At 37.4% G+C, this 23,165-nt stretch carries 23 protein-coding genes and 1 pseudogene; 15 read left to right on the top strand and 9 right to left on the bottom strand.

The annotated features are described in order from the left end of the window. Nucleotides 1-87 precede the first annotated feature (87 nt). From ACERC5_RS00515 to ACERC5_RS00490, 6 genes and pseudogenes are all read right to left on the bottom strand, one after another. Nucleotides 88-309, bottom strand: a complete 222-nt coding sequence (locus ACERC5_RS00515) for a DUF4649 family protein (RefSeq protein WP_373659895.1) — start codon at nt 307-309, stop codon at nt 88-90. 12 nt (nt 310-321) lie between these two features. Further along, nucleotides 322-669 (bottom strand): DUF1831 domain-containing protein, encoded by a 348-nt coding sequence (locus ACERC5_RS00510; protein ID WP_018367885.1) that lies wholly within the window; start codon nt 667-669, stop codon nt 322-324. A gap of 3 nt (nt 670-672) precedes the next feature. Continuing rightward, nucleotides 673-1,788, bottom strand: a complete 1,116-nt coding sequence (locus ACERC5_RS00505; RefSeq protein ID WP_373659894.1) for a cysteine desulfurase family protein — start codon at nt 1,786-1,788, stop codon at nt 673-675. Between the two features lies 1 nt (nt 1,789). Then, a complete protein-coding gene (locus ACERC5_RS00500) occupies nt 1,790-2,770 on the bottom strand; it encodes a ribose-phosphate diphosphokinase (protein WP_373658798.1) in 981 nt (326 codons plus the stop codon). 238 nt (nt 2,771-3,008) lie between these two features. Beyond that, nucleotides 3,009-3,566 (bottom strand): annotated as a pseudogene (locus ACERC5_RS00495) (GNAT family N-acetyltransferase). A 10-nt stretch (nt 3,567-3,576) separates the two neighbouring features. Further along, on the bottom strand, nt 3,577-4,149 hold the full coding sequence (locus ACERC5_RS00490; RefSeq protein WP_373658800.1) for a CYTH domain-containing protein: 573 nt from the start codon (nt 4,147-4,149) through the stop codon (nt 3,577-3,579). A 96-nt stretch (nt 4,150-4,245) separates the two neighbouring features. Between ACERC5_RS00490 and ACERC5_RS00485 the strand changes: the two genes are divergently transcribed. The 4 genes from ACERC5_RS00485 to pta are packed head-to-tail and all read left to right on the top strand — an operon-like array spanning nt 4,246 to nt 7,640. Then, nucleotides 4,246-4,914 carry a GTP pyrophosphokinase family protein gene (locus ACERC5_RS00485; protein ID WP_018367890.1) on the top strand — a complete coding sequence of 223 codons (669 nt, stop codon included), beginning with the start codon at nt 4,246-4,248 and terminating at the stop codon, nt 4,912-4,914. Then, nucleotides 4,889-5,719 (top strand): NAD kinase, encoded by an 831-nt coding sequence (locus ACERC5_RS00480; protein WP_373659893.1) that lies wholly within the window; start codon nt 4,889-4,891, stop codon nt 5,717-5,719. Before ACERC5_RS00485 ends, ACERC5_RS00480 begins: the two co-directional genes overlap by 26 nt. After that, on the top strand, nt 5,716-6,627 hold the full coding sequence (locus ACERC5_RS00475; protein WP_373659892.1) for an RluA family pseudouridine synthase: 912 nt from the start codon (nt 5,716-5,718) through the stop codon (nt 6,625-6,627). The genes ACERC5_RS00480 and ACERC5_RS00475 overlap by 4 nt, the downstream gene beginning before the upstream one ends. 23 nt (nt 6,628-6,650) lie before the next feature. Beyond that, nucleotides 6,651-7,640, top strand: coding sequence for a phosphate acetyltransferase (gene pta, locus ACERC5_RS00470; protein ID WP_373658803.1), 990 nt, complete (start codon nt 6,651-6,653; stop codon nt 7,638-7,640). A 41-nt stretch (nt 7,641-7,681) separates the two neighbouring features. On the opposite strand, the gene ACERC5_RS00465 is transcribed toward pta, so the two are convergent. Both ACERC5_RS00465 and ACERC5_RS00460 read right to left on the bottom strand, forming a co-directional pair. Next, entirely contained in the window at nt 7,682-9,292 is a 1,611-nt protein-coding gene (locus tag ACERC5_RS00465) for an ABC transporter permease (protein ID WP_373659890.1), read from the bottom strand. A gap of 1 nt (nt 9,293) precedes the next feature. Next, nucleotides 9,294-10,031 (bottom strand): ABC transporter ATP-binding protein, encoded by a 738-nt coding sequence (locus tag ACERC5_RS00460; protein WP_373658806.1) that lies wholly within the window; start codon nt 10,029-10,031, stop codon nt 9,294-9,296. Nucleotides 10,032-10,157: 126 nt separating this feature from the next. Here ACERC5_RS00460 and ACERC5_RS00455 point away from each other — a divergent pair, with 126 nt between their 5' ends. After that, on the top strand, nt 10,158-10,904 hold the full coding sequence (locus ACERC5_RS00455; protein WP_373659889.1) for an SDR family NAD(P)-dependent oxidoreductase: 747 nt from the start codon (nt 10,158-10,160) through the stop codon (nt 10,902-10,904). 37 nt (nt 10,905-10,941) lie between these two features. Here the strand turns inward: ACERC5_RS00455 and ACERC5_RS00450 are convergent, their stop codons facing one another. Then, entirely contained in the window at nt 10,942-11,544 is a 603-nt protein-coding gene (locus tag ACERC5_RS00450) for a DUF3862 domain-containing protein (protein WP_373659888.1), read from the bottom strand. Nucleotides 11,545-11,685: 141 nt separating this feature from the next. Here ACERC5_RS00450 and rlmD point away from each other — a divergent pair, with 141 nt between their 5' ends. The 10 genes from rlmD to ACERC5_RS00400 all read left to right on the top strand — a co-directional run bounded on the left by rlmD (nt 11,686) and on the right by ACERC5_RS00400 (nt 23,164). Continuing rightward, on the top strand, nt 11,686-13,041 hold the full coding sequence (gene rlmD, locus ACERC5_RS00445) for a 23S rRNA (uracil(1939)-C(5))-methyltransferase RlmD (RefSeq protein WP_373659886.1): 1,356 nt from the start codon (nt 11,686-11,688) through the stop codon (nt 13,039-13,041). A gap of 516 nt (nt 13,042-13,557) precedes the next feature. Next, nucleotides 13,558-13,815 carry a thiazolylpeptide-type bacteriocin gene (locus ACERC5_RS00440; protein ID WP_373659884.1) on the top strand — a complete coding sequence of 86 codons (258 nt, stop codon included), beginning with the start codon at nt 13,558-13,560 and terminating at the stop codon, nt 13,813-13,815. Between the two features lie 82 nt (nt 13,816-13,897). Next, on the top strand, nt 13,898-15,043 hold the full coding sequence (locus ACERC5_RS00435) for a hypothetical protein (RefSeq protein ID WP_373659883.1): 1,146 nt from the start codon (nt 13,898-13,900) through the stop codon (nt 15,041-15,043). A 21-nt stretch (nt 15,044-15,064) separates the two neighbouring features. Beyond that, on the top strand, nt 15,065-16,306 hold the full coding sequence (locus ACERC5_RS00430) for an aminotransferase class III-fold pyridoxal phosphate-dependent enzyme (RefSeq protein ID WP_373659882.1): 1,242 nt from the start codon (nt 15,065-15,067) through the stop codon (nt 16,304-16,306). Beyond that, entirely contained in the window at nt 16,303-17,034 is a 732-nt protein-coding gene (locus tag ACERC5_RS00425) for an SDR family oxidoreductase (protein WP_373659881.1), read from the top strand. Before ACERC5_RS00430 ends, ACERC5_RS00425 begins: the two co-directional genes overlap by 4 nt. A 15-nt stretch (nt 17,035-17,049) precedes the next feature. Continuing rightward, the gene (locus tag ACERC5_RS00420) at nt 17,050-17,739 is read left to right on the top strand and encodes an ABC transporter ATP-binding protein (RefSeq protein WP_143935231.1); all 690 of its coding nucleotides are present in this window, start codon (nt 17,050-17,052) and stop codon (nt 17,737-17,739) included. Further along, nucleotides 17,732-18,469, top strand: a complete 738-nt coding sequence (locus ACERC5_RS00415) for an ABC transporter permease (RefSeq protein ID WP_373659880.1) — start codon at nt 17,732-17,734, stop codon at nt 18,467-18,469. The genes ACERC5_RS00420 and ACERC5_RS00415 overlap by 8 nt, the downstream gene beginning before the upstream one ends. 131 nt (nt 18,470-18,600) lie before the next feature. Next, nucleotides 18,601-21,111, top strand: coding sequence for a hypothetical protein (locus tag ACERC5_RS00410; RefSeq protein WP_373659879.1), 2,511 nt, complete (start codon nt 18,601-18,603; stop codon nt 21,109-21,111). A gap of 12 nt (nt 21,112-21,123) precedes the next feature. Beyond that, a complete protein-coding gene (locus tag ACERC5_RS00405; protein ID WP_373659877.1) occupies nt 21,124-22,227 on the top strand; it encodes a hypothetical protein in 1,104 nt (367 codons plus the stop codon). Between the two features lie 28 nt (nt 22,228-22,255). Beyond that, nucleotides 22,256-23,164, top strand: coding sequence for a hypothetical protein (locus ACERC5_RS00400; protein WP_373659876.1), 909 nt, complete (start codon nt 22,256-22,258; stop codon nt 23,162-23,164). The last annotated feature ends 1 nt before the right edge of the window (nt 23,165 follow it).

Raw genomic sequence — 23,165 nt, 5'->3', positions numbered from 1 at the left:
GATGGAAGCATAGGGTACTGTGTTTTGTTTAAATATCGAATAGGATTAATGTTAAATAGGCTGGGACAAAAAGTCCCAGCCTATTTACTAATTATATTGACTTCTGTCCAGTTTCATCAGGTAGAAGTAGAGGTCGCCAAATTGACCAGTATAGTCGATGTCATGACCGTTTAAGGTAACTTTTGTGACCTTGTAATGGTCAGCTAATGGTGTAGAGCAGGTCAATTGAGAGCGCTCATAGTCCTCATAGCTGTCATATTTGAGTTCAAAGGGTTGTTGTGACGAGTTGAGGTAAGTAATAACTAGCATGTTGTCACCTTTCTATTGTTCTGTTTTAGTAAAAATACCACGTTCCACTAAGCTATCCATTAAAAAGTAGAACTTGTCTTGGTGCATTTTGTGCTCAGGATTTTTGAAAATATTAACCAGACGAAGACCCGAACGGTCAGTGATGTTCAGCTTGGCTCCGGTCAAATCAGCATTGATGATGAGCTTGAGCGGAAAACCATTACCTGAATTTGGCAACTCTTCCAGCAAACGGGTGAGTTCATAATTGCCGACTTTGGTTTGGGTAAAGGTCGTGTCTCGTAAGGTATAGGGCTTGACCGCTGGGTTGATGGTGTAGCGGTACTTGCAATCTTTTAGGGAAATAGTTTGTTCAAAAGCCATAAGTTATCCAATTACTTTCTTTAAGGTAGTGGCAAAAGCGGTTATCTCTTCTAAGGTGGTGTGATGAGATAAGCTGATGCGGATGGACTGTGTGATCTTTGGTGACTTGTCACCGTATAGGGCGATTAAGACATGGCTGGGTTCGACATTCCCAGCAGTGCAGGCTGAGCCACTCGAGATGGCAAAACCTGCCAAATCCATTTGCGTGAGCAACAGGGCGTTGTTAGCTCCATCAATCGATAAGTTAATCACGTGTGGCAAGGCCTCTTCAGGACTGTTTAACGTTATGCGCGGATGACTCAGTTGTTGCAATAGTTCCTGTTTGAGATGGTGAACAGTAGCTAGATGTTGATCTAGTTGTTCCGTGCAAGCTGCTAGGGCAGCAACCATGCCTGAGATGCCGATTAAGTTTTCAGTTGAGGCCCTGCGACCGGCTTCTTGATTGCCACCGTGTAGGAGTTTGTCAAATGACTTTGTTTTGGCGTAGAGAAAACCGACACCCTTTGGTCCATAAAATTTATGAGCAGAAGCAGAGAGGAAGTCAATCGGTAAACAATTTAGGGAAATCGGTAGTTTGCCAACGACTTGAACAGCATCCACATGAAAGGCTGCTTGATGGTGGACTAAGAGGTCGCCTATCTCACGAATGGGATTGAGATGCCCAGTTTCGTTATTTGCCCACATGATGCTGACTAAGATGGTATCAGGTCGTAAGGCTTCCTCAACCTGTTGAGGAGAAATCGTACCGTCCTCAGATGGTGGTAAAAGCGTTACGTCAAAGTCAAAACGTTCCTGTAGATAAGCCAAGACATCAAGTACAGCATGGTGTTCCATCTGACTGGAAATGATATGTTTACCTTTGTTTTGATTAGATAAAGCATAGCCCTTGAGGGCGAGGTTATTGCTTTCTGTTCCACCAGAGGTGAAAATAAACGCATCAGCATTAGCGTCAAGCAACTGTGCAAGTAACTGCCGGCTTTCCCTTAGTAATTTGCTTGCCTGTCGTCCAAGAGCGTGTAAGCTTGATGGGTTGCCAAAAGTTTCAGACATGGTGGTTGTCATCGCTTGGATGGCAGCTTCTGACAAGGGACTGGTTGCGGCATAATCTAGATAAATCATCTTAGTAATCCGTATCCTCATCGTCATAGTAGACAAAGAGAGGGCTGAGAGGTTGGCGTTCGTGGATGCGGATAATGGCATCGGCAATGAGCTCACTAGCCGTCAAATAAGTGATGTGTTCTGGTACTTTTTCTTTTGTCTTAACAGAGTCGGTCACTAAGATTTCTTTAATAGGAGCAGCATTAAGGATTTCAGCTGCACCGCCAGCAAACAAGCCATGGCTAGCCACAGTATAAATTTCTGTCGCTCCGCCACGTTCGACAATTTTGGCAGCTTCCGCAAAGGTCTTACCAGTATTCAAAATATCGTCAATCAAAATAGCTTGCTTACCAGCAACATCTCCGATAATATAGCCTTCTTCACGCATCGCATCATCTTGAGCATAGTCGATAATGGCTAAAGGTGCTTCAAGAACTTCAGCCAGTGCCCTTGCCCTACGGATACCAGAGTTTTTAGGACTTACCACGACCACCTCATCGCCCCTTAGCCCCATATCGATGTAGTGTTTGGCAAATAGCGGAGCAGTTAGGAGGTTATCTACTGGCACATCAAAAAATCCTTGGATTTGCACGGCGTGCAGATCCAGTGTTAAGACGCGATCGACACCAGCCTTAACCAGCATATTAGCAACAAGCTTGGCAGTAATCGGTTCACGGTCTTTGGCGATACGGTCTTGACGAGAGTAGCCAAAGTATGGCAAAACCACGTTAATCGAATTGGCACTGGCTCGCTTGCAGGCATCAATCATAATCAAGAGTTCCCAGAGGTAGTCATTGACAGGACTGTTGGTCGACTGGATGATGTAAATATCGTCTCCACGAACACTTTCTTCAATGTTAATCATGATTTCACCATCGGAAAATTGACGCGAAGATAATTTCCCCAAGGGAATCCCTGCTGCGGTAGCAATTTTTTCAGCAATCTCAGGGTTTGAGGTCAGGGAGAAAAGTTTTAATTGTTTATCAGCATAGCGCTCTGCCATAGTCAACTCCTTTTGTTTCGATTAGTTTTATTTTACCAAAAAAATCTGATTTTGTCTTATCTTTTCTTGGGAGAAGACGACAAACACATGAAGAAAAAGACTTGCACCACAGGTGACCTGGCAAGTCTTTTATATAGAGTATATTCAGAAAAATTCATGATATTTGGCAGACAAACGTATTGCGTAAGCACTTGTGACATCACGTTGTCCTGTTAGGAGCAGGAGCTTGTCCTGCATCTCAAGACCTCTGATCGTCTTCTGCAAGGATAGCACACATCGCCAGTTTGACAAGCACTCCTTTGACTAACCGTACTTGTCGCATCACACCTTCATGTGTCATCCCTAGTTTCTCCATCATGCGCCCAGAAGCAGGATTGCGCACATCATGAACAGCCTGAATGCGGTTAAGCCCCATCTCATTAAAACCAAAGGCAAGCAGGGCTTGTCCAGCTTCTGTAACGTAGCCCTTGTTCCACCAGTGTTTACCGATACAGTAGCCGACCTCAGCCATGCTGTCTCGTTTAGAGACGGCCACAAAACTAAAGGTGCCAATAAGCTATCCAGTTTCCTTGATAACCATGCCCCAGTTATAAAAATCGGGCCTGTCGTACTGTTTGGTCCAGAGAGACAGGAGTTCTCGAGTGTCTGCTGGACTGGCGTGGGTGTCCCAGGTCACGAAGCGTGCAACGTCCTCATCGCTAGCCCAGTTTTTGTACATCTGTTCAGCGTCAACTAGGGTCAATGGTCTGAGTAATAACCGCTGCGTTTCAATCTCAGAAGTTCCTAAATGATGCATAGCTGTCCTCCTAGTATTTCTTTTTCAAGGTGCTAGCAAATCGTGCTACTTTACTTTTGGCGTACTTGAAGTTGATTTGGTGTTTGTCTAAGAAACGTTCAAAATCAGCTCGTCCTTGCTCAGCATCAGTCACCTCAAGTTCCAGCTCATAATCTTTGATGTCAGCGTAAATATTGCTGTCAATAGCGAGCAAGCCGATGTCCAAAGGAACCTCTCGCCGTCTGGTGGTCAAATGCCCCAAGATAGAGAGTGCATCTAAAGGAAGCTTTTTTTCTAATAATTTGTCTCTAATCAGCCCGTCAGGTAGGACAAACTCTTGTTTAAGGGACTTGACAGTCTTTAAGTTCAGCGACTGGTTAAATTCGAGATTTCCAATATCTTGAGGAATTTTCAAAGTTAACTCCGCACGGTCAAGGTAAGTTCTTATACGAAGCGACAGGCGTTTTGACTTGAGGATAAAGTCTGCGCTGTCAATGTAGTAGTTTGTTTGTTGAATCGGTTTGAATTGCTGATACAGGCCATCTAGTCGTCTGAACTCATCGATGGTCAGCAGTGTCTTGTATTCAATTTCTAAATTGGTCATCACTTTCCTCTCGAAAATAGCTAATCTGTGGTATAATAAAGTGTTATGTTCATTTTACTACAAAATGAAGCTCTTGTACATGAAAGGAGTGTCGAGATGTTTGAATGGGAAGAATTTTTAGATCCTTATATCCAAGCGGTGGGGGAATTAAAGATTAAATTAAGGGGGATTCGCAAGCAGTTTCGTAAGCAGGGCTTACATTCGCCTATCGAGTTTGTGACGGGGCGGGTCAAGTCTGTAGAGAGTATCGTCGAAAAGATGGAGCGCTATGAGGTTGACCTAGCTGATATTTCAGAAGGTATCGAGGACATTGCTGGTTTACGTGTCATGGTACAGTTTGTTGACGATGTTTACAAGGTTGTTGAGCTCCTTCGTCAAAGGCAAGACATGACGGTGATTTTAGAAAAAGACTACATCGCTAATATGAAAGACAGTGGCTATCGCTCTTATCACGTGATCGTCACGTATCCTGTCGAAACCATAAAAGGTCGGCGTGAGGTCAATGTTGAAATTCAAATCAGGACCTTATCGATGAATTTTTGGGCGACGATTGAGCATTCCTTGAATTACAAGTACCAAGGCAATTTTCCAGATGAAATTCGCCACCGTTTGGAGGTGACCGCTCGAATTGCCCGTGAGTTGGACGATGAAATGAGTAAAATTAGAGACGATATTAGAGAGGCTCAGTTGCTCTTTGACCCTGTTGTGGGAACATTGAGTGATGGGGTTGGAAATAGTGATGATACAGACGAATTCTACCGTTAAACGTGTGGCAATCATTGCCAACCATAAATTTCAAAGCAAGAAAATTGCCAACAAATTATTTACAACACTCCGTAAGGATGAGCGATTTTACTTGACAAAAAAATCACCTGACATTGTGATCACCATCGGTGGTGACGGGGTTCTGTTATCGGCCTTTCACACCTATGAAAATGAGTTAGAGCATGTGCGATTTGTTGGTATCCATACTGGTCATTTGGGATTTTACACTGACTATCTGGAACATCAGGTGGATGAACTGATTACCACTTTGCGCGAGGATACAGGAGAGAAAATTTCTTATCCAATCCTTCAAGTTTCCATCGCCCTAGCTGATGGTAGGCGCATTCGCGGGCTTGCTCTCAATGAGTCAACCATTAAGCGGATTGAAAAAACCATGGTCGCTGATGTGCTTGTTCATAATGTCAAATTAGAGCGTTTTCGTGGCGATGGGCTATTAGTGGCTACTCCGACTGGTTCTACAGCTTATAATAAATCACTCGGTGGTGCAGTTCTCCATCCGACTATTGAGGCGCTTCAACTGACTGAGATTGCTAGTATTAACAATCGGGTTTACCGTAGCATCGGTTCATCGATGATTGTGCCTAAAAAAGACCATATTGAGGTCTATCCTAAAAAAACTGGGCGCTACATCGTTTCTGTCGATAACAAAACCTATACCTATAAGGACATTGTTAAAATAGAGTATCAGATAAGTCCTCAAAAAGTTCATTTTGTTTCGACCCCTTGGCATACCAGTTTTTGGCAACGGGTTAAAGATGCCCTCTTAGGAGATTTGGATAGATGAGATTCACCTTTACCGCGGATAGGATCTGTCAGGTCAAGACCTTTCTGAAAGCACAGGATATTTCCCGAGGACTGTTAGCCAAAATCAAGTTCCGAGGTGGTGGGATTTGGGTCAATGGCAGAGCCGAAAATGCTGTTTATCATCTGTCAATCGGAGATGTGGTAACAGTTGATATTCCTGATGAGGCCGCTTTTGAAAATTTGGTGGCTATCGAGCACCCTCTGACCATTGTTTATGAAGATGATCATTTTCTAGCCATTGATAAACCTGTCGGCTATGCGTCGATACCGAGTGCTATTCACAGCAACACCATCGCCAATTTTGTCAAACATTATCTGGTAAGCCAAAATTATTCTAATCAGCAAGTGCACATCGTGACCAGATTAGATTGTGATACCAGCGGGCTCATGCTCTTTGCCAAGCACGGCTATGCGCATGCCAGGCTGGACAAACAGCTCCAGTCTAAAACTATCGAAAAGCGCTATTACGCCCTCGTTGAAGGAGAAGCAGAACTTCCAGATGAGGGTGAGATTGTAGCACCGATTGCTCGTGATGAGGAATCTATTATCACCAGACGGGTTCATGACTCTGGCAAGCCAGCCCATACTAGTTTTCAAGTGATTGGGCGTTATGGAGCGGTAAAGTTGGTGGATATTCAACTCCATACCGGGCGTACACATCAGATTAGGGTACATTTTTCTCACATTGGTCACCCTTTGTTGGGAGATGATTTGTATGGAGGAAATTTATCCTATGGCATTCATCGGCAGGCGTTGCACTGTCATTCCCTGAGCTTTTTTCACCCCTTTGAGGAGAAACAAATCAACCTGAGTTCAAACTTGACAGATGATATGGAAAAGGTTATTATAGAAACTGTTGAGAAGCGGATACCCACTGACCAAAGATAAAACATAGGAACAAGGAGTTAGAGATGGAAATTCGGAATTTATTTGGTGAATTAAAGCAGAAAATTGTTGGTAAGCACATCAAGATTGTCTTCCCTGAGGGCAATGACCATCGTGTGGTTCGTGCCGCAGCTCGTATGAAATTTGAAGGTCTGGCTGAGCCAATTATCCTTGGTAATCCTCAAGATGTTCATAGTTTATTGACAGACCTTGGCTTTTCTAACCCTGGTATCGAGATTATCAACCCAAATGACTATGCTGATTTTAATCAGATGAAAGAGCTTTTTGTTGAGATTCGTAAAGGCAAAGTCAGCCCAGGAGATGCTGAAACGATTTTGCGTGATGTGAACTATTTTGGCGTGATGCTGGTGCAAATGGGCTTGGCAGACGGGATGGTTTCTGGTGCTATTCATTCAACAGCGGATACGGTTCGTCCAGCCCTACAAATCATTAAGACAAAGCCAGGTATCTCACGGACGTCAGGTGTTTTCCTGATGAACCGTGAAAATACTAATGAACGTTACATTTTTGCTGACTGTGCGATTAACATTGATCCAAATGCTCAAGAATTAGCTGAAATTGCAATCAGCACAGCTGATACTGCAAAAATCTTTGACATTGACCCTAAAGTCGCTATGCTCAGTTTCTCAACGATGGGAAGTGGTAGCGGTGCTCAGGTTGAAAAAGTTGTTGAAGCGACTCGTCTGGCAAAAGAATCTCGCCCTGACTTGGCCTTGGACGGTGAACTCCAGTTTGACGCAGCTTTTGTTGAGGCTACAGCTAAACTCAAAGCTCCTGATAGCCCAGTTGCCGGTCAGGCAAACGTCTTTATCTTCCCAGACTTGCAATCAGGTAATATCGGCTATAAGATTGCACAACGTTTGGGCATGTTTGAAGCCGTTGGTCCAATCTTGCAAGGTCTTAACAAACCAATTAATGACCTATCACGCGGATCAAGTTCAGAAGACATTTACAAGCTGTCAATCATTACCGCAGCACAAACGTTAGATAACTAAAAAAAGAAGTGACCTCACTTCTTTTTTTAGTTATCCATGGTTTATTCAAATGTTTTCCAGAAACCGCGACCGACAAACCAATAGGCGATGATTAGAATGACGAAAGCGAGGGCGGTCAGTCCTGCGCTAATCAGGTGAGCTGAGACAAAGCTACTCATAATGATTGAGCCAATGATAATGAACATTCCAAGAAACATCACACCAAGCATGGTAAAAGCGACAACCCACTGGCCATGGCCACGACTAAAGAGCTGGTTAATGTTTTGCCAGTTAAGGTCTAAGAGTTTGTAATCTCGTCGGTAAGCCCTTAGACCGACTAAATAAGCGGCTGCCAAATAACCAATGGTGTAAGCAAGGATGAGGAGTGGGGATAGTCTTAGTATCAGTCCACCTAGAATATGAAGTGCGAGAATTGGAACGATTTGAACCAAGAGAAGGGTATAAAATTTTGACTGTAAAAAGCTAATAAAATTAATCGGTAGCGTGCGGATAAAGTTTAGATTTTCCCGTTCGAGGGAGATCCCCACAGACAAGAGGCTTGTCGCACCAGTTGTCAATGCGCCTAGCATTAAGCCTAAAACCAAAGCAGTACCATAGTAACTTGGCGCAATAGCTGAAAAGTTAGCACCCTCAGAGCCGACAATTGGCATCAAGCCGCTAAACCCGACAATCAAAGGCATCAAGAAAGCCTGCATGAGTAAATTACCATCCTTGATTGTGCTAAGATGATGACGAACGATGGCCTCTTTTAGGCTGTATTCTTTTGAGTTTGTTCGTTTTTTGCGTGTCACCTGCCCTTGGTTGGCACTGATTTTTAGCATTTGGTCAAAGTATGTCGGAATAACTCGTTTTAGAATATAGATGACCAAGGCAATCAGGAGGGCATTAGGTAACCAGAAGTGCAAGACGCTGTCGAGGCTAAATGGGTTTGCCACAACATGATAAAATCCAATAAAGTAAGGAATCTTAGCCGTGATTAGACCACCGTCTCCAGCCAAACGAACACTAGTTGAGCTACTTTGCACTAAAAAAATTAGACCAACAGACAGAAGAGTTGATAGGACAACTAGACCTGTTGAGATGATTTTTTTATGGCGACTTTTTTCAAGGACTTGACCAATTCTATCCAGAAGAAGGAGTGACACCGTATTGATGGCCAGTAGCAAGAGTAAAAACATAGGAAGTGTCAATACTATTGCAATGACTGGCGATCCAATCTGCCAGTAGGCGATGGCTAGCAGAGACAAGAGAGGAATGAGGTAGGTCAGAATAGCAGGCTGAGCGGCTAGTAGCTTAGCCAGATAGACTTCCTCTGACTTGACTGGCAAAGAGAGGTAGAGCTTGGTGTCTTTACTGTCGTAAAAGACGGCAAACAGGCTGTTAAAGCCAGTTCCCAGTGCAATCAAGCTAAACAAGGCAAGTTGTATTGAGAAATAGCCTGGTGACTTGCTGTAATCAATACCGATAAACATGGTTGAATAGAGGACAAAGAAAACGAAGCTGAGTATGAGAAATTGGTTACGAACGCCCCTAATCACTGAAAACTTTTTCTTTGGTTTCTGGGCTTGCTTGGCTTGAACCTGTGAGGTGACTTGAGGATGGGCAGATAGGAAGTTAATATTTAAAAGTTCTTTGACATTGTTCCAATTCATCTCAGCTACCTGTACTTTCTTGCTGACGACCAGCCAGCTCCAGATAAATGGTCTCTAAGTCCTTGTCTGGGTAAGTTTGGCGCAAGTCGTCCAAGGTTCCAACAAAGATAAGTTGCCCTTTTTTCAAGATCCCGATACGGTCACACAGTTGCTCTGCTACTGATAAGACATGGGTTGAAAACAGCACGGTATGTCCAGCTTGGGCATGTTCTTTCATGAGACGTTTGAGGTCAAATGAGGCTTGTGGGTCTAATCCAGTCAAGGGCTCGTCTAAAATCCAGATGTCAGGATTTGGAATGAGGGCACCGATGATGATTGCTTTTTGCCGCATCCCATGCGAAAAGCTATCGATGAGATTATCCTGCTTATCAGTCATGTCAAACAGAGCACAGAGGTCACTAATACGCTGCTCTGCCATGTCCTTAGACACTCCATAAATGCTCGCTAAAAACTGCCAATACTCACGTGCAGTCAGATGTAGAAAGATGTCAGGTGAATCAGGCACATAAGCAATTTGTTTTTTAATGGCATCGCGGTGCTGGGTCAGGAGCAGGTCATCAACATAAATCTCTCCATAAGTCGCCTGAATAATGGAGGTTAGAAGGCTGATCGTTGTGGTTTTGCCAGCACCATTGTGACCGATAAGTCCAAAAATTTCCCCGTTGTTAATGGTTAGATTGAGGTCAGATAGTGCCTCAAATTCTCCATAAAGTTTAGACACATGGTCAAAACGAATCATAACATCATCTCCTTTAGATTTAATAGTTCAAATTTATTGTACTGCTATCTCAAAACAAAGTCAAGCCGCAGTCAACTCTCTCACGAAAAATGTGGTATAATACATCGTAGAATAGGAGGATATGACATGACAAGTATTTTAGTAACGGGCGCTTCCGCAGGTTTTGGGCGTGCCATTTGCCATGATTTGGTGAGCGCTGGCTATACAGTTGTTGGTGCAGCGAGGCGTTTTGATAAATTGCAGAGCTTAAAAGCAGAACTAGGAGAACGGTTTATTCCAATTCAGATGGACGTGAGCGATAAGGCTTCTGTGACGGCTGCGCTGTCGGAACTGCGTGAGCAAGGTGTGGTGATATCAGGCTTAGTAAATAATGCTGGTTTAGCCTTGGGGCTTGATAAGGCACAGGAAGCAGATTTTGCTGACTGGGAAGTCATGATAACAACAAATGTTGTTGGTATAACTTATCTGACGCACCAGCTCTTGCCTACCCTTGTTGAACAGAAGGGCTATATCATTAACATTGGCTCTATTGCAGGTACTTACCCTTATCCAGGTGGGAATATTTATGGGGCGACCAAGGCGTTCATGAAACAGTTTAGCCTGAATTTAAGGGCGGATTTATCAGGCACGGGTGTTCGTGTGAGCAACCTTGAACCTGGTCTTTCAGGAGGTACAGAATTTTCGACTGTTCGCTTCAGAGGTGATGCCCAGCGTGCACAAGAACTTTATGACGGCACAAACAGTCTCCAACCTGAGGATATCGCGCAGATGGTCACATGGTTGTTTCAACAGCCACCACATATCAACATCAATCGTTTAGAAGTTATGCCAACTAGCCAAAGTTTCTCTCCATTAGCTGTTTACAGACAGTAAAAAAAGAATGCTGGGTATGCCAGTATTCTTTTTCTAATTAGTCAGAGAGACCTTGTTGATTTTTAGTTTTGAGTGCATTGTTCTCAAAGAGGAGCTGAAGTTGCGCTTGATTGTCTGTTTTCAAGCCACTTACCCAGAGTGCTTGGAGTTCTTCCTTGTCAGAGGATACTCCTTGAGAGAGGACATCAGGTTCACCTAAGAGGTCAACTGCTTGTGTATAGGTCATGCCTTCTTTAAGCTGTTCAAAGGTTTTTGCATCAATCTTGGAATCTCTGATAAAGTAAAAATTAGAGATTGAACGTGCGATGGCGCTGTCTTGGTAGAGTTGGACAAGGACTTCAACATGTTCAAACTGCCAGCGGTACACGTCAAGCGTGACATCTCCAGCTGGTACTTGTTCATGAGAAACAGGTTCGCCAAATAATTCTTTCAGTTTTGCGAGATTTGTCCCGCCTTTAAATTCTTGATCTGCTTTAGCAAGACTAATGTCATTAAATTTTAGTCGAATATCAGAGTGCTTGGCTACAATCTGTTGAGATTCAACAGAAGAAGTTGTGTCATCAGTCTGATTGGTTTTTGAACAGGCCATTAACCCAAGCGACAATATAGTAACAATCATCAGATTAAAAAAGCGTTTCATAAAAAATTCCTTTATCCTATAAACTATAGAGATATTATAACATAGAACTTATTGTTTGTCACTTGTTATAGGAAGGGCTAAATATGGTATAATGGAGGGACGAGACGTTGCTCCAATTTTTATGAATAGAAAAGAGAAAACATGCTAAAAAAGAATGATGTGATTGATGTTGAGATTGTAGACCTGACCCATGAGGGGCAGGGGGTGGCTAAGCGCGAGGGGCTGGTCTTTTTTGTGGACAATGCCCTACCAGGTGAGCAGATTGCCATGCGGGTCTTGAAGGTCAAAAAATCGGTTGGCTTTGGTAAGGTGGAGACCTATCACAGCCTGTCACCCCACCGAAATCAGGCACTTGATACGAGCTATCTACGGACGGGGATTGCAGATCTGGGTCACTTGACCTATGACCAGCAGCTGGTGTTTAAGACTGCTCAGGTTAAGGCTGCTCTAAGCAAGATTGCAGGGATTACGGATGCTCCTATTTTGGATACTCTCGGTATGGCGCAACCTCTGGCTTATCGCAATAAGGCGGCTATTCCTGTCCGCCGTGTCAATGGACAGCTTGAGACGGGCTTTTTCCGAAAAGGGTCGCATGACCTCATACCGATTGAGGATTATTATATCCAGCATCCAGAGATTGACCGCTTGATTAAGGCGACGCGAGACTTGCTTCGTCGGTTTGACCTCAAACCCTATGACGAGGCGACGGGAGCTGGACTGATTCGCCACCTCGTGGTCCGTCGTGGCTATGCGACAGGGCAGCTGATGTTGGTGATTGTGACAACCCGTCCCAAGATTTTCCGTGTTGAGCAGCTCATCGAGCGGCTGACCGCTGACTTCCCTAATCTCGTTTCTATTATCCAGAACATCAACGACCAAGCGACTAACGTGATTTTTGGTCAGGAGTTCATCACGCTTTACGGTCGCGACACGATTGAGGACCAGCTCTTAGGCAATACTTACGCCATTTCAGCCCAGTCCTTTTATCAGGTTAACACGGAAATGGCTGAGCAACTCTACCAGACGGCGATTGATTTTTCAGAGTTGAGTACAGACGATGTTGTCATTGATGCCTATTCTGGGATTGGTACCATCGGCCTCTCTCTAGCAGGTCAAGTCAAAGCTGTTTACGGGGTCGAGGTCGTGGACAAGGCTGTCGCAGACGCTATGAAAAATGCCCAGAACAACGGCATCATGAACGCCCATTATGTCTGTGATACGGCTGAGAATGCGATGGCAAAATGGCAGAGCGAGGGGCTTCGCCCCAAGGTCATTATCGTCGATCCACCACGAAAAGGGCTAACCGAAAGCTTTATCCGTGCCAGCTCTGCCATGTCCCCAGAAAAAATCACCTACATCTCCTGCAACCCAGCCACCATGGCGCGTGACATTAAGCTTTACCAAGAACTCGGCTACCAGCTGACCAAGGTGCAACCAGTGGATCTTTTTCCACAGACGCATCACGTCGAGGTAGTTGGTTTGCTGGTGAAAGCCTAGAAACCTTTGAACGAAAGCAAGCTAAAAAGCCTTGGAGACAAGGCTTTTTAGCTTGGGGTGGGGTAGTATCAGAGTGACTACCTCAGTTGAGGTAGCTGAAGTTCTGGGAAATTTATAAGGTATCTATTTCCGTAGACACAAAGGGGGGACGTGGGTAAAGGAGTATGAGGAAATAGATGTCCCCCCTAAATCCTAGAACGCTTAAATTGTATCAAAATGAGTAACCACACCGAAATCGGAATAAGGTAATTGATACAATAGAATACAAAGAAAGCCTTGGAATAAGCTGTTTCCAAGGCTTTTATACTGTCTATAGCTATATGGGTAAAGTTATTAGAGAGGTTGCTAGTTTAGAGAGGCACCTTGATTTGTAAAAAGTTAAATTTTAGACAATTATCCCCTTTAAAAAATCTATTTAAATCTTAGCTAATTGAAGTGAATTTTTATAGAACATAATTCCAGATTATAATCATTTTTTTCAGAAGAAATGTGTTGTTTCCTCTTCATGAGTACGTTGTGACTTTTTTTTATAAAAAGCTTGACAAACGAAAAGAAATCGTTTACAATGATATTGTAAAAAATAATAAGGAGGATGATGAAATGGATAAACAGAGAGATTTAGATATTTCTTTTCTTGATGACTTTGAATTTGAAGTCATCGAACTTGATGACGTCTCTGTGCTTCCTGAAACTGCTGCTTCAAGTGGTAGTACTGGAGATAACGTTTATTCAACATGCGGTTCTTGCTCATGTTGTTCATCGTGTTGCACATAGTTAGTCGGTATATTTTAGCCGGTTAGCTTTAGTCTGCCTGCTAAGTTTAAAGGTCTTAGCAGGCTTTTCTATTATTAAAACTATGGATAATAATATTTTTTTTAAATTAGAGAATTCAGGATTAGTAAGTGTCTTTGTAAATAATATCCCTATTGAAAAATGTACGTATTATAAAGTTTTAAGTATAGCTCGGAGATTATATGGGGACATTATTATAAAATATCCGAAAAGTTATTCTATAATAAGGGATAATCTAAGCTTTCTCCTGTTTAATGATTTTTTTATTAAATTCCGTAAACATATTATTTGGGAACCGTATGAACATAATTTTGATATTGATTTTTCAGTATTTAAAAATGGTTTTTTGTGTTTTTATACAGGGATATATCCAATAGAAAAGAAATACAGTGGTGTAATTCATTTATCAATTGATAATTTTACAAATGTAGATTTAGACTATCTGCTTTTAAATAGTAATGTAAATAGTTCTTTTATTACTGATAATACTTCAACTTTTTGTAACTTTGGGTTAGTTAATGTAGTGCAATTAGCTGACCAGATACAAATTTGGGATAAATCGAGTAGCATTAAAATTGATTCTTTTCCTATCAGTTATCATAACTTTAAAAACTACAAGAATACAGATGTTAAAGTATATGATGGGAGAGAAGTCTTAGTTGATTTATTTACTTTTCAAGAAAGATATGAATTTCTAGAAATGCTTTTTCAGTTTTATTTAACTGGGGAAATACTCGTGAAATTTATTATTCCATATTATAAAAATGAGAATTTTATTGTAGTAAATAATGAATCTTTCATTGATATCGCACGTTTGTCAATTTCTAGCACAAAAGATTTGATTAATTTGGATCTTTTTAATTATTTAAATTATAGAAAACAAGCTAGTAGATTCGCTTTCAAAGATGGTGATTTGGATAATTGCATGCTTCAATTTGAAGATTTTAATCAATTGAACGATGATAAGAATGAAAATGAACTTATTAATGGAAATAAACATATACTAGATAGTTGGAAAATAAAAAATCTATTAAAAAGTTTGGTGATATCACTTCTAATAAAAAAAGAAATTTCAATAATGGATAAAGTATATGTTGAACCAAAAAATTTTACTGAACAATATTATCGGAGATATATAGTATTTTATATAAATCAAGTTAGATACGTAGTAGACAGAGTTAACTTAAAATATTATATTTCCTCAAAGTAAATTAATTTAGAGGAGGGGGCTATGTCGCAAATTTTTTCATCGGTTGAAAGAGAGAGATATAATAATCTGCTAGTTATTGATGGTCACGATGGGTGTCACGTCTATTCCAAAGGTAAGAAGTATTTAGATTCAATTAGCTGCCTTTGGAACAAAAATTTAGGGTACAATGATGAAGAAATCACTGAAGCAATAACAAACCAAATTAAAGTGTGTGGATCATTGAATCCATGGATATCTACCACTGAAATAAATAAGAGCTATGCAGAAGCCCTTTTGAGGTTTGCTGAATATTTGGATGGTAATGTATATTTTTCTTTATCTGGTTCTGAAAGCATCGAGGTTGCTATCAAGGCTACTCGAAAATATCATAATTTAAATGGAAATGATGAGAAAAAATTGATTGTTTCATTTGATAAAAGTTATCATGGAGGAACGATAGGTGCTTGGAGTATATCTGGGACGCAACGCCGATTATTTGAACCCTACTCTCCATTAATGGGAGGACATGTTTTTATTCCTTTTATACATGATAAAGTAACTTTAGAATTCTTCAGAGAATATGTCAAGCAATATCATAAAAAAACGGCAGCAATTATTATTGAACCTATAATTTGTTATGGCGGAGGTTTTGAAATTCCTAAGTGGGTGATGGAAGAAATTGTGAGTATTTGTAAAGATTATGAAATTCAAATTATTTTTGATGAGGTATCAACTGGATTTTATAGAACTGGTGAAAAGTTTGCATATATTGATTTAGGTGTTAGACCGGATATAATTTGTTTATCAAAAGGTATAAACAATGGTATATTACCATTTGGTGTTACAATCTTTAAAAATACCGTTTTTGAAAAACTATCTACTACGGATACCTTTGAACACTTTTCTACACAGAATTTTAATCCGATATTAACAGCGAGTGCTATGTATGTTCTAACAAAATATAAAGAGAAAAACTACAAGAAGAAAGTTCTAAATTTATCAACTCTATTTAAACAAGAAATCGAAATGCAGTTAGCTCCTTATCTTAGTAGATTCTTTATTAAGGGATTGTTTATAACTTTGGAATTCCATAATATAGTAAATCATGAGGTATTGATGTGCTTTTTTGAAGAACTGTTATGTAATGGATTAATTACATATGTATATAGCAATGATACTAATTATGGAATTACACTTGTCCCTATGTTTATTACGGAAACTGATGAAGTTACTGCAATAGTAAATATAATAAAGAAGACGTATGAGGAGATGTTTAAAATATGAAATTTGTATTAGTCACTGGGGCATGTAGCGAAATTGGGAAAAGAACAATTTTTGATTTAATAAAGGAGAATTATTTTGTAGTTGCTTCTGATTTACCCGCTCGGGAGGAAGAATTTTATAATATATTTCGAAATCAAACAAACGTTGATTTTTTTGGAATAGATATACGCAAAAGGTCTACTGTAAAAAATATTATAAGTAAAATCTTTGAAAAATATAAAATTGAATCTTGTGTATTTATAATTGGTAAGAATTTACTAGTACCCTTTTTTCAGTGGGACTATAATAAATTGTGTGATGTTTTTGAATTAAATTTTATATATGCTTCACTATTTATAAAGGATATTGCAGAAGAATTTATCAGGAGGAGAACAGAGGGGAGTTTTGTTGTAATTTCTTCTCAGCACGGAATAGTTGCAAATACTCAAAGGTTGCCTTATTGTGTCAGTAAGTCTATGCTGAGTCAGCTATGTAGATGTTTAGCTTTGGAATTATCTCTATTTAATATTAGAGTAAATTCAATCTCCCCAACATTCATTGAAACAAAAGATAACTGTGAACTATTAAACAGTTCGTATATGTTATTAGATGCAAAAGAGAAAATACCGTTGCAGCGTTACGCCTCTCCTAAAGACATCTCAGGTGCTATTTTATTTTTAATAAGCAGTAGGGCAAAAATGATAACTGGACATGATTTAGTTATTGATGGTGGATGGACAATTCAGTAACAATTGGAGGTAAAAATGATTGAATTAAAAAATATTAAAATTGCTTATGGGGCAGATACTATTTTGGAGAATATTAATCTTAGAATCAATGAAGGCGAAAAAATAGCAATTATAGGAAAAAATGGATGTGGAAAGACCTCTTTACTAAATGCTATATTAAAATTAAAAAGTCCTAAAGTTGGAGAAATAAAATATTCTTTAAATGATGGACAATTCTATAGAAACTTTGGAGTACAACTACAGGATGCTAGTTTTGATGAAAGATTAACAATAAGAGATTATTGTGATTTAATGGAGAGTATTTATAACATAAAAGGCAAAGCTGATTTTTATTTAGAACTGTTTGAATTAAAACAATTGATTCGAAAAAAAATTGCCAATCTATCTGGAGGTGAGCGACAGAAGTTAAATATTGTGTTTTCATTGTTCCATGATCCGCATATACTTATTTTTGATGAAATAACAACAGGTCTGGATTCACTTAGTCGGTCTAAAATAAGAAATTATATAAAGAAATTTTCAGAAGAGCGAACACTTATTATTGTGAGTCATTATATGGAAGAAATCGAGGAACTCTGCGATAGGGTTGTACTTATCAATAATAGAAAAATTGAAATTGATAAAAAAATATCAGCAGTTATAGAGGAATATGGAAGTGTTAGTAATATGTACGAAGTAGTGCTAGGAGGAACTTTTAATGAATAAATTCTTTGGATTGTTTAAAGTTGAATTTTTGAAATTAATGAGAACACCAGTAATTTTATTTTTTGGCTTCATTGCTCCTCAGTTTTTTTTATGGATGCAGTCGACAAATTTTTCTGAAATTACTTTGGAGGGGAAAAAAGTTGCAACGGTTGACTATAGTTTCCCAATGTATGTTTTTTTGACAATATTAGTTATTGGAGTTGGGAATGTTGGGGTTGGTATGTCATATAATCGATTAATCCGATTTTTTAAGCGCTTAAAATTATCTGGAGTATCAACCTTTGATTTTATTATTGCAAATTTTTTGTTGCAACTGTTTGTTGTTACTATCTCGGTAGTTTCTCTTCTTTTAACAGCAATTTATATACTGGATATGAATTTAAATGGAAAAGCAATTTTTTCAATGATAGGAGTTTTCTTTGTGGTATGGTGTATGGTTTACTTGCTAGGAATGATATTTGCAAATTTGACAAAAGATGCTAAAACGTCCCAATCAGTTGCACTTGTTTCATATTTCTTTTTGATTTTTATAAGTGGTGCAACATACCCAGTGGAACTTATGCCTGAAATTTTACAAAAGATAAGTAAAGTATTGCCTACTTATCCTGCTCTAAGTTTATTGAAAGATACTTGGATAAATGGAAGCGCTTCGGCTGTGGATTTTGCTGTGGTGCTGACATTTACAGTAGTATTCTTATTTATCGCTATAAAAATTTTTAAATATGACTAAAAATACTATTTAAATAGTCTAGTAGCAGCCATGAAGTATGAAATTTGAATAATCTTTATTAGGTTGAGATTTCAATTTATATTTTGTGTAGGAGGCTTCTAGCTCCTAAATGATAGGTATTAGGGGGGGTTATGAAAGAATTTCCAATAACCATAATGAGAAAAAATCCTTTACGTCCCAATTGGTTATTTCAATTATCTTCGGAGAAACTACAGTCTTTATATATCCTACGAAAGTTAGAACAAAAAGAGTTTGATCACTTGAAAGAACTTTTGTTGGAAAAATTAGAACAAGAGATTGCAACTATTTCAGGGAAAAACAGAAGTGATTTAGTCGGACTTAAAAGAAAAATTTTTAATGACAATATTTCGAAGATACCTTTAGAAGAATTAAGTTTTGATTTAAAGGAAAAGGTAGTTACGCTAAAGGATTGTAAGAAAAAACTGGATTCTATAAAATTAGAGATTGAGCAAGTAATCGAAAATGAATATCTAAAAGAGAGAGAAATTATTTTCAAAGTTAGTAAAAATCCAAATATTCGAAATGGGATATGCTTTCTATCTTCAAGTGCATATAGTCGATACAAACGGTATATTAGTCAATTACCTATTGTACACAACAAAAAAAATCGAAATTTTGATTATTATTTATTAAAAATACTGTGTCGGGCAACATTGAAATTAAGTCCCTTCAGCACTTTGACTAGTAGTGAAATATTATGTCATTCTTCCTTAGAGGGGATTAAACAGAAAAAGAATTCGGTTCAAATTAATTATAAATTGTTGTTAGAAGTCTTTGAAAAATTAAAGTATTTCAATGATTTCCTAGTGACACTGCATTTCTATATGAATGATACTGTGACCTTTAGTGGAAATCAAGTGGTGTACACTGCTTCAAAAAGCAGAAATGACTCATCAAAGGTATTTGAAACTCTTGATACTTTTTATAAATTTCCTAAAACGAAATTTTTAGAAGATTTATATTATAAGATAGGTTCAGTAGAAAAAATATCATACAAGAATTTATTGAGTTTTATAGCAGATTATTATCCTAGTAAAGAATCACAGGTAATACAGTTTTTATTAGAAAATAAAATGTTACTTTCTGTTGAGTATCTGTCTGAATCTCCTCATATTTTAGAGGATTTGCTAAAATGGATTTCTGATAAAAATAGTAAGAACCCTATAGTAAATAAAGTGTCTTTGCTACTTTTAGAATCAAAGCGTCTATTAGAAATAATAAATTATAATTTTTTACATTCTGAAGTTCAGATTCAATCACTCAAAGACTGTTTTGGGCAAATATGTGAACTATTAAATATTAACAATGTTAGTAGTGATAATTTTATTTATCAAGATATTGTAGAGTTGAGGCAAATTGAAGAAGAAAGTTTAAAAGTTGACAATAAGTCAATAAGAAAGCTATTAATTCTAACGAGATTATTTGATAGTAATTTGTTTTTTCAGCTACTATTCGGACAATATTATTATAATAAATACAAGAGAGAACACAAGAAGGTAGGGACATCAGAAGAAATAGTTCAGGATATAGTTAACATAATCATAAAAGAAGCTCCTAGACTCGCTAATGTTAATTTGGAAACATATTATCCAGATGAATATATGTCAAATATATTGAAGCAATTACTACTTTTTAGAGAGGAATTTATAAAAAATATTTTGAATGGGGTTGATGTGGATAAAACAGTAGTAATAAAAAATGATTTTGTAGAAGAGTTGGAGAACTTTTTAAAAGAGAATGATTTGCTAGATTTTTCAAATAGCATATTTTTTCAGTTATCTGGAGATAAAGTAGTAGTGAATAATATTTACCCAGGATATTTAGCATATTTTAATAGGTTCCTTACATTTTATCCGAAAATATTCGCTATTAAAGAAGTTAGAGAATATATTGACTTTTTAAATTTTGAAAAGAGAATTGCGGATATGTTTTATTGTTGGGGATTTAATGCAAATTCTAGAGTATTGACAGCTGAGAAAATAATTGAAATCCCAAATCACCAAATCAATGTTAAGTATATAAAAAAAGTTATAAAAATGAGTGAACTCTTGTTTGGTGTTGATAGTAACAACAGAATTAGGTTGTTTAACAATAGAAGGGAATTGATAAAAACTATTTTCCAAGGTTCTGTAATTAAGTCAGCAATTCCTGCTCTAGCTGCTACTTTGGATACAATCAGTAACAGTGGATCATTTCAAATTTCTTTATCAAAGCAGATAATTAATAATTTAGTATTAAGTGGTAAAGATAAAGTTACAATTCCTAGGATAGAGTTAGACAATGTTGTTCTTTCAAGACAGAAGATTATTGTATCAGTTTCGTATATAAATGATTTTTTGGATTCGAGATTTCCAGATAAAATAGAGTACATTTTAAATTTTTTAGAAGGAGCTGGTTTCAATACTAAAGTAATGGTCTACTTTGGGAAAATTATAGAAGAAGATAAGAACTATTTTGTTAATCTTGAAAAGCCCCAGTATTTTGATTTTACCAGTATACTTTTCAATAAGTTATTCTTTAAAGAATTAAACAAGTTTGATTACATGGTTATTGAAGAACTCATTCCAAATCTTGATGAAGATGTAATGATGACAGAGTATATAAAAGAGTATACTGAATAGGAGCAATCTATTATGATTTCAAGTAAAGTACGTTGTTACATATATAATTCTAAAATTAGAGGTAAAGTTCTGTATGAATTATATGAATTTATAAATGAAAATAAGCAATTGATGGATGCAATTAATTCAATTAAAGTTGATAGTAGTAATGGTTTTAGTATTCAAATATTACATTCAGGAGGACAGCAAACAACTGTCTTATTAACAGATTTTTTTACTAAAATTTTAGGTTTGTTTAAGGAATTTAGGGTTACAAATAAGAATACTCTTGAGCAGGTAAAAAACCAAATTAACATACTAAATCATTCTGGTCCCAAAATGGATTTAACGAATATAAAAACAGATTACTCAATAGTGGAAGAAAAATTAGATTGGCAAAGTAAAATATCTAAAATTTATCCGAATGTTGAATTTATAAAAATTGAAAAATTAAAATTGATTTTGTTGTGTAAATATAGAAATCAAATTATTGACTTAGAGGATGATAAAAAAAGATTGTTACTATTGAAATTATTATATTTGACTTCAAAGCAATTTTGCTATGATGAATTTAAAGGAGCGAAATTTGGGTGTATGTCATTTTTTTCTCATTATCAAGGTTATATGAGCAGATTAGATTCACTCACCTCAGATAAATATGTTTCGGTTAAACAGAGGATTGTTTCCTCTATTTCTAAATTAGTTGAGCAATATTCAGATTATATTATAAATCTGGATAGAACTTTAGTTGATTCTCCAAGTGATACCTTTGAGAATCAGCTATTTGATGATTGGGATCATATATTAAGCGAAATAACGACATATAGCGAATTATTAGCAAAATCAGGATTGTTATATAATTCGCTAGACTATAAGATTGATAACGTACAAAAAGAAGTAGCCAAGCTAAGTGACTTTCACCAGTCTTTATTTAAAATTGAAGGATTTTCAGATTTTTTTGATAGTTGGCAATTTCAAAGATATAGGTCTCTCGTGAACCAAGTTTATGAAATTTTTTCAATGTTACAAGTAAGTAGTGTAGAAAGGACTGTGTTGTGTGGAGCTCTAAGTACTATTGTCTTTAGTAAGTCAAATTTTAACTATCAAGCTTTTTTTGAGTATTTAAAAGATATGTAGAATTCGATTTTAAAGGAGGCTGAAATATATGGATTATGTAGATGTAATATTGGATGAGTATGGGAGTGTTTTTCTGATAAAGGATTACATAAAACTAGAAATTAATAATCTAGAACTATATCGGTATTTTAGTAGCTTTGGAATGAGTCATCTTCAATTTAGAAAAGAAGAGCTTCCAGGAAAATTAAAGCAGTTTGATTTTGAAAAAAATAAAAGTGAAAGTTATTTTTCTAAGAAAAATAGTTTGATTGATTTTATTAAGAGAAATTATTTTTATGATATTAAGTTATATTCTGATAATCCGAAAAATCCGATAGAGTCTTGGGAAAATAAGACAGAAAAAATTAAGATTGCTAAAAGTGCAGAAATTCTTTGGAGTGAAGTAGCAAATTTTTCGTCAATTTCTAAATCTCCTTATTATTGCTTGTTATATAATTTAAAGAATACTGAAAATTACATATTGATAATCAGTAAGACATATTTTTCAGCCATCCAAAAAATGGTTTCGTATAATCTAAATAATTATTTTGAATTAGAAGATGTTTGTTGTAAAAGCATAGTGAGTAAGCGAGAATTGATAGAAAACTCAATTAATATCAACAAAAGCAAAATGAAACTCCTAAATGCTTGCGAAGGTAGTAAAGGTTACACAAGAAGAGTGTTTAAGTACAATAATATTTTTGTGGGGCAATTGGAATTTCACTCTAACATAATCTTTTCAGAAATTGCCTTAAATGAATTAAGTATTGTTAAGCTTTTAGATTCTGTTGAAAGTGTTTTATCTGAGCAACTATTTGGAAAATTAAATTGGGATAATTTATTTGTTGTTTTATCAGATGATTTTAATGATTATCTGGATATAAATGAATCTCAAAAATACTATTCAAATGGTTCTTTGAGAGGACTGGAGCTTGGAATCTTTATGGGAGAGGTTTAAA

It is taken from the genome of Streptococcus sp. E24BD, from assembly GCF_041807825.1.
Lineage (GTDB): Bacteria > Bacillota > Bacilli > Lactobacillales > Streptococcaceae > Streptococcus > Streptococcus entericus.
Note: the sequence above shows the minus strand (reverse complement) of the source record. Positions and strands in the feature narration are given on the sequence as shown.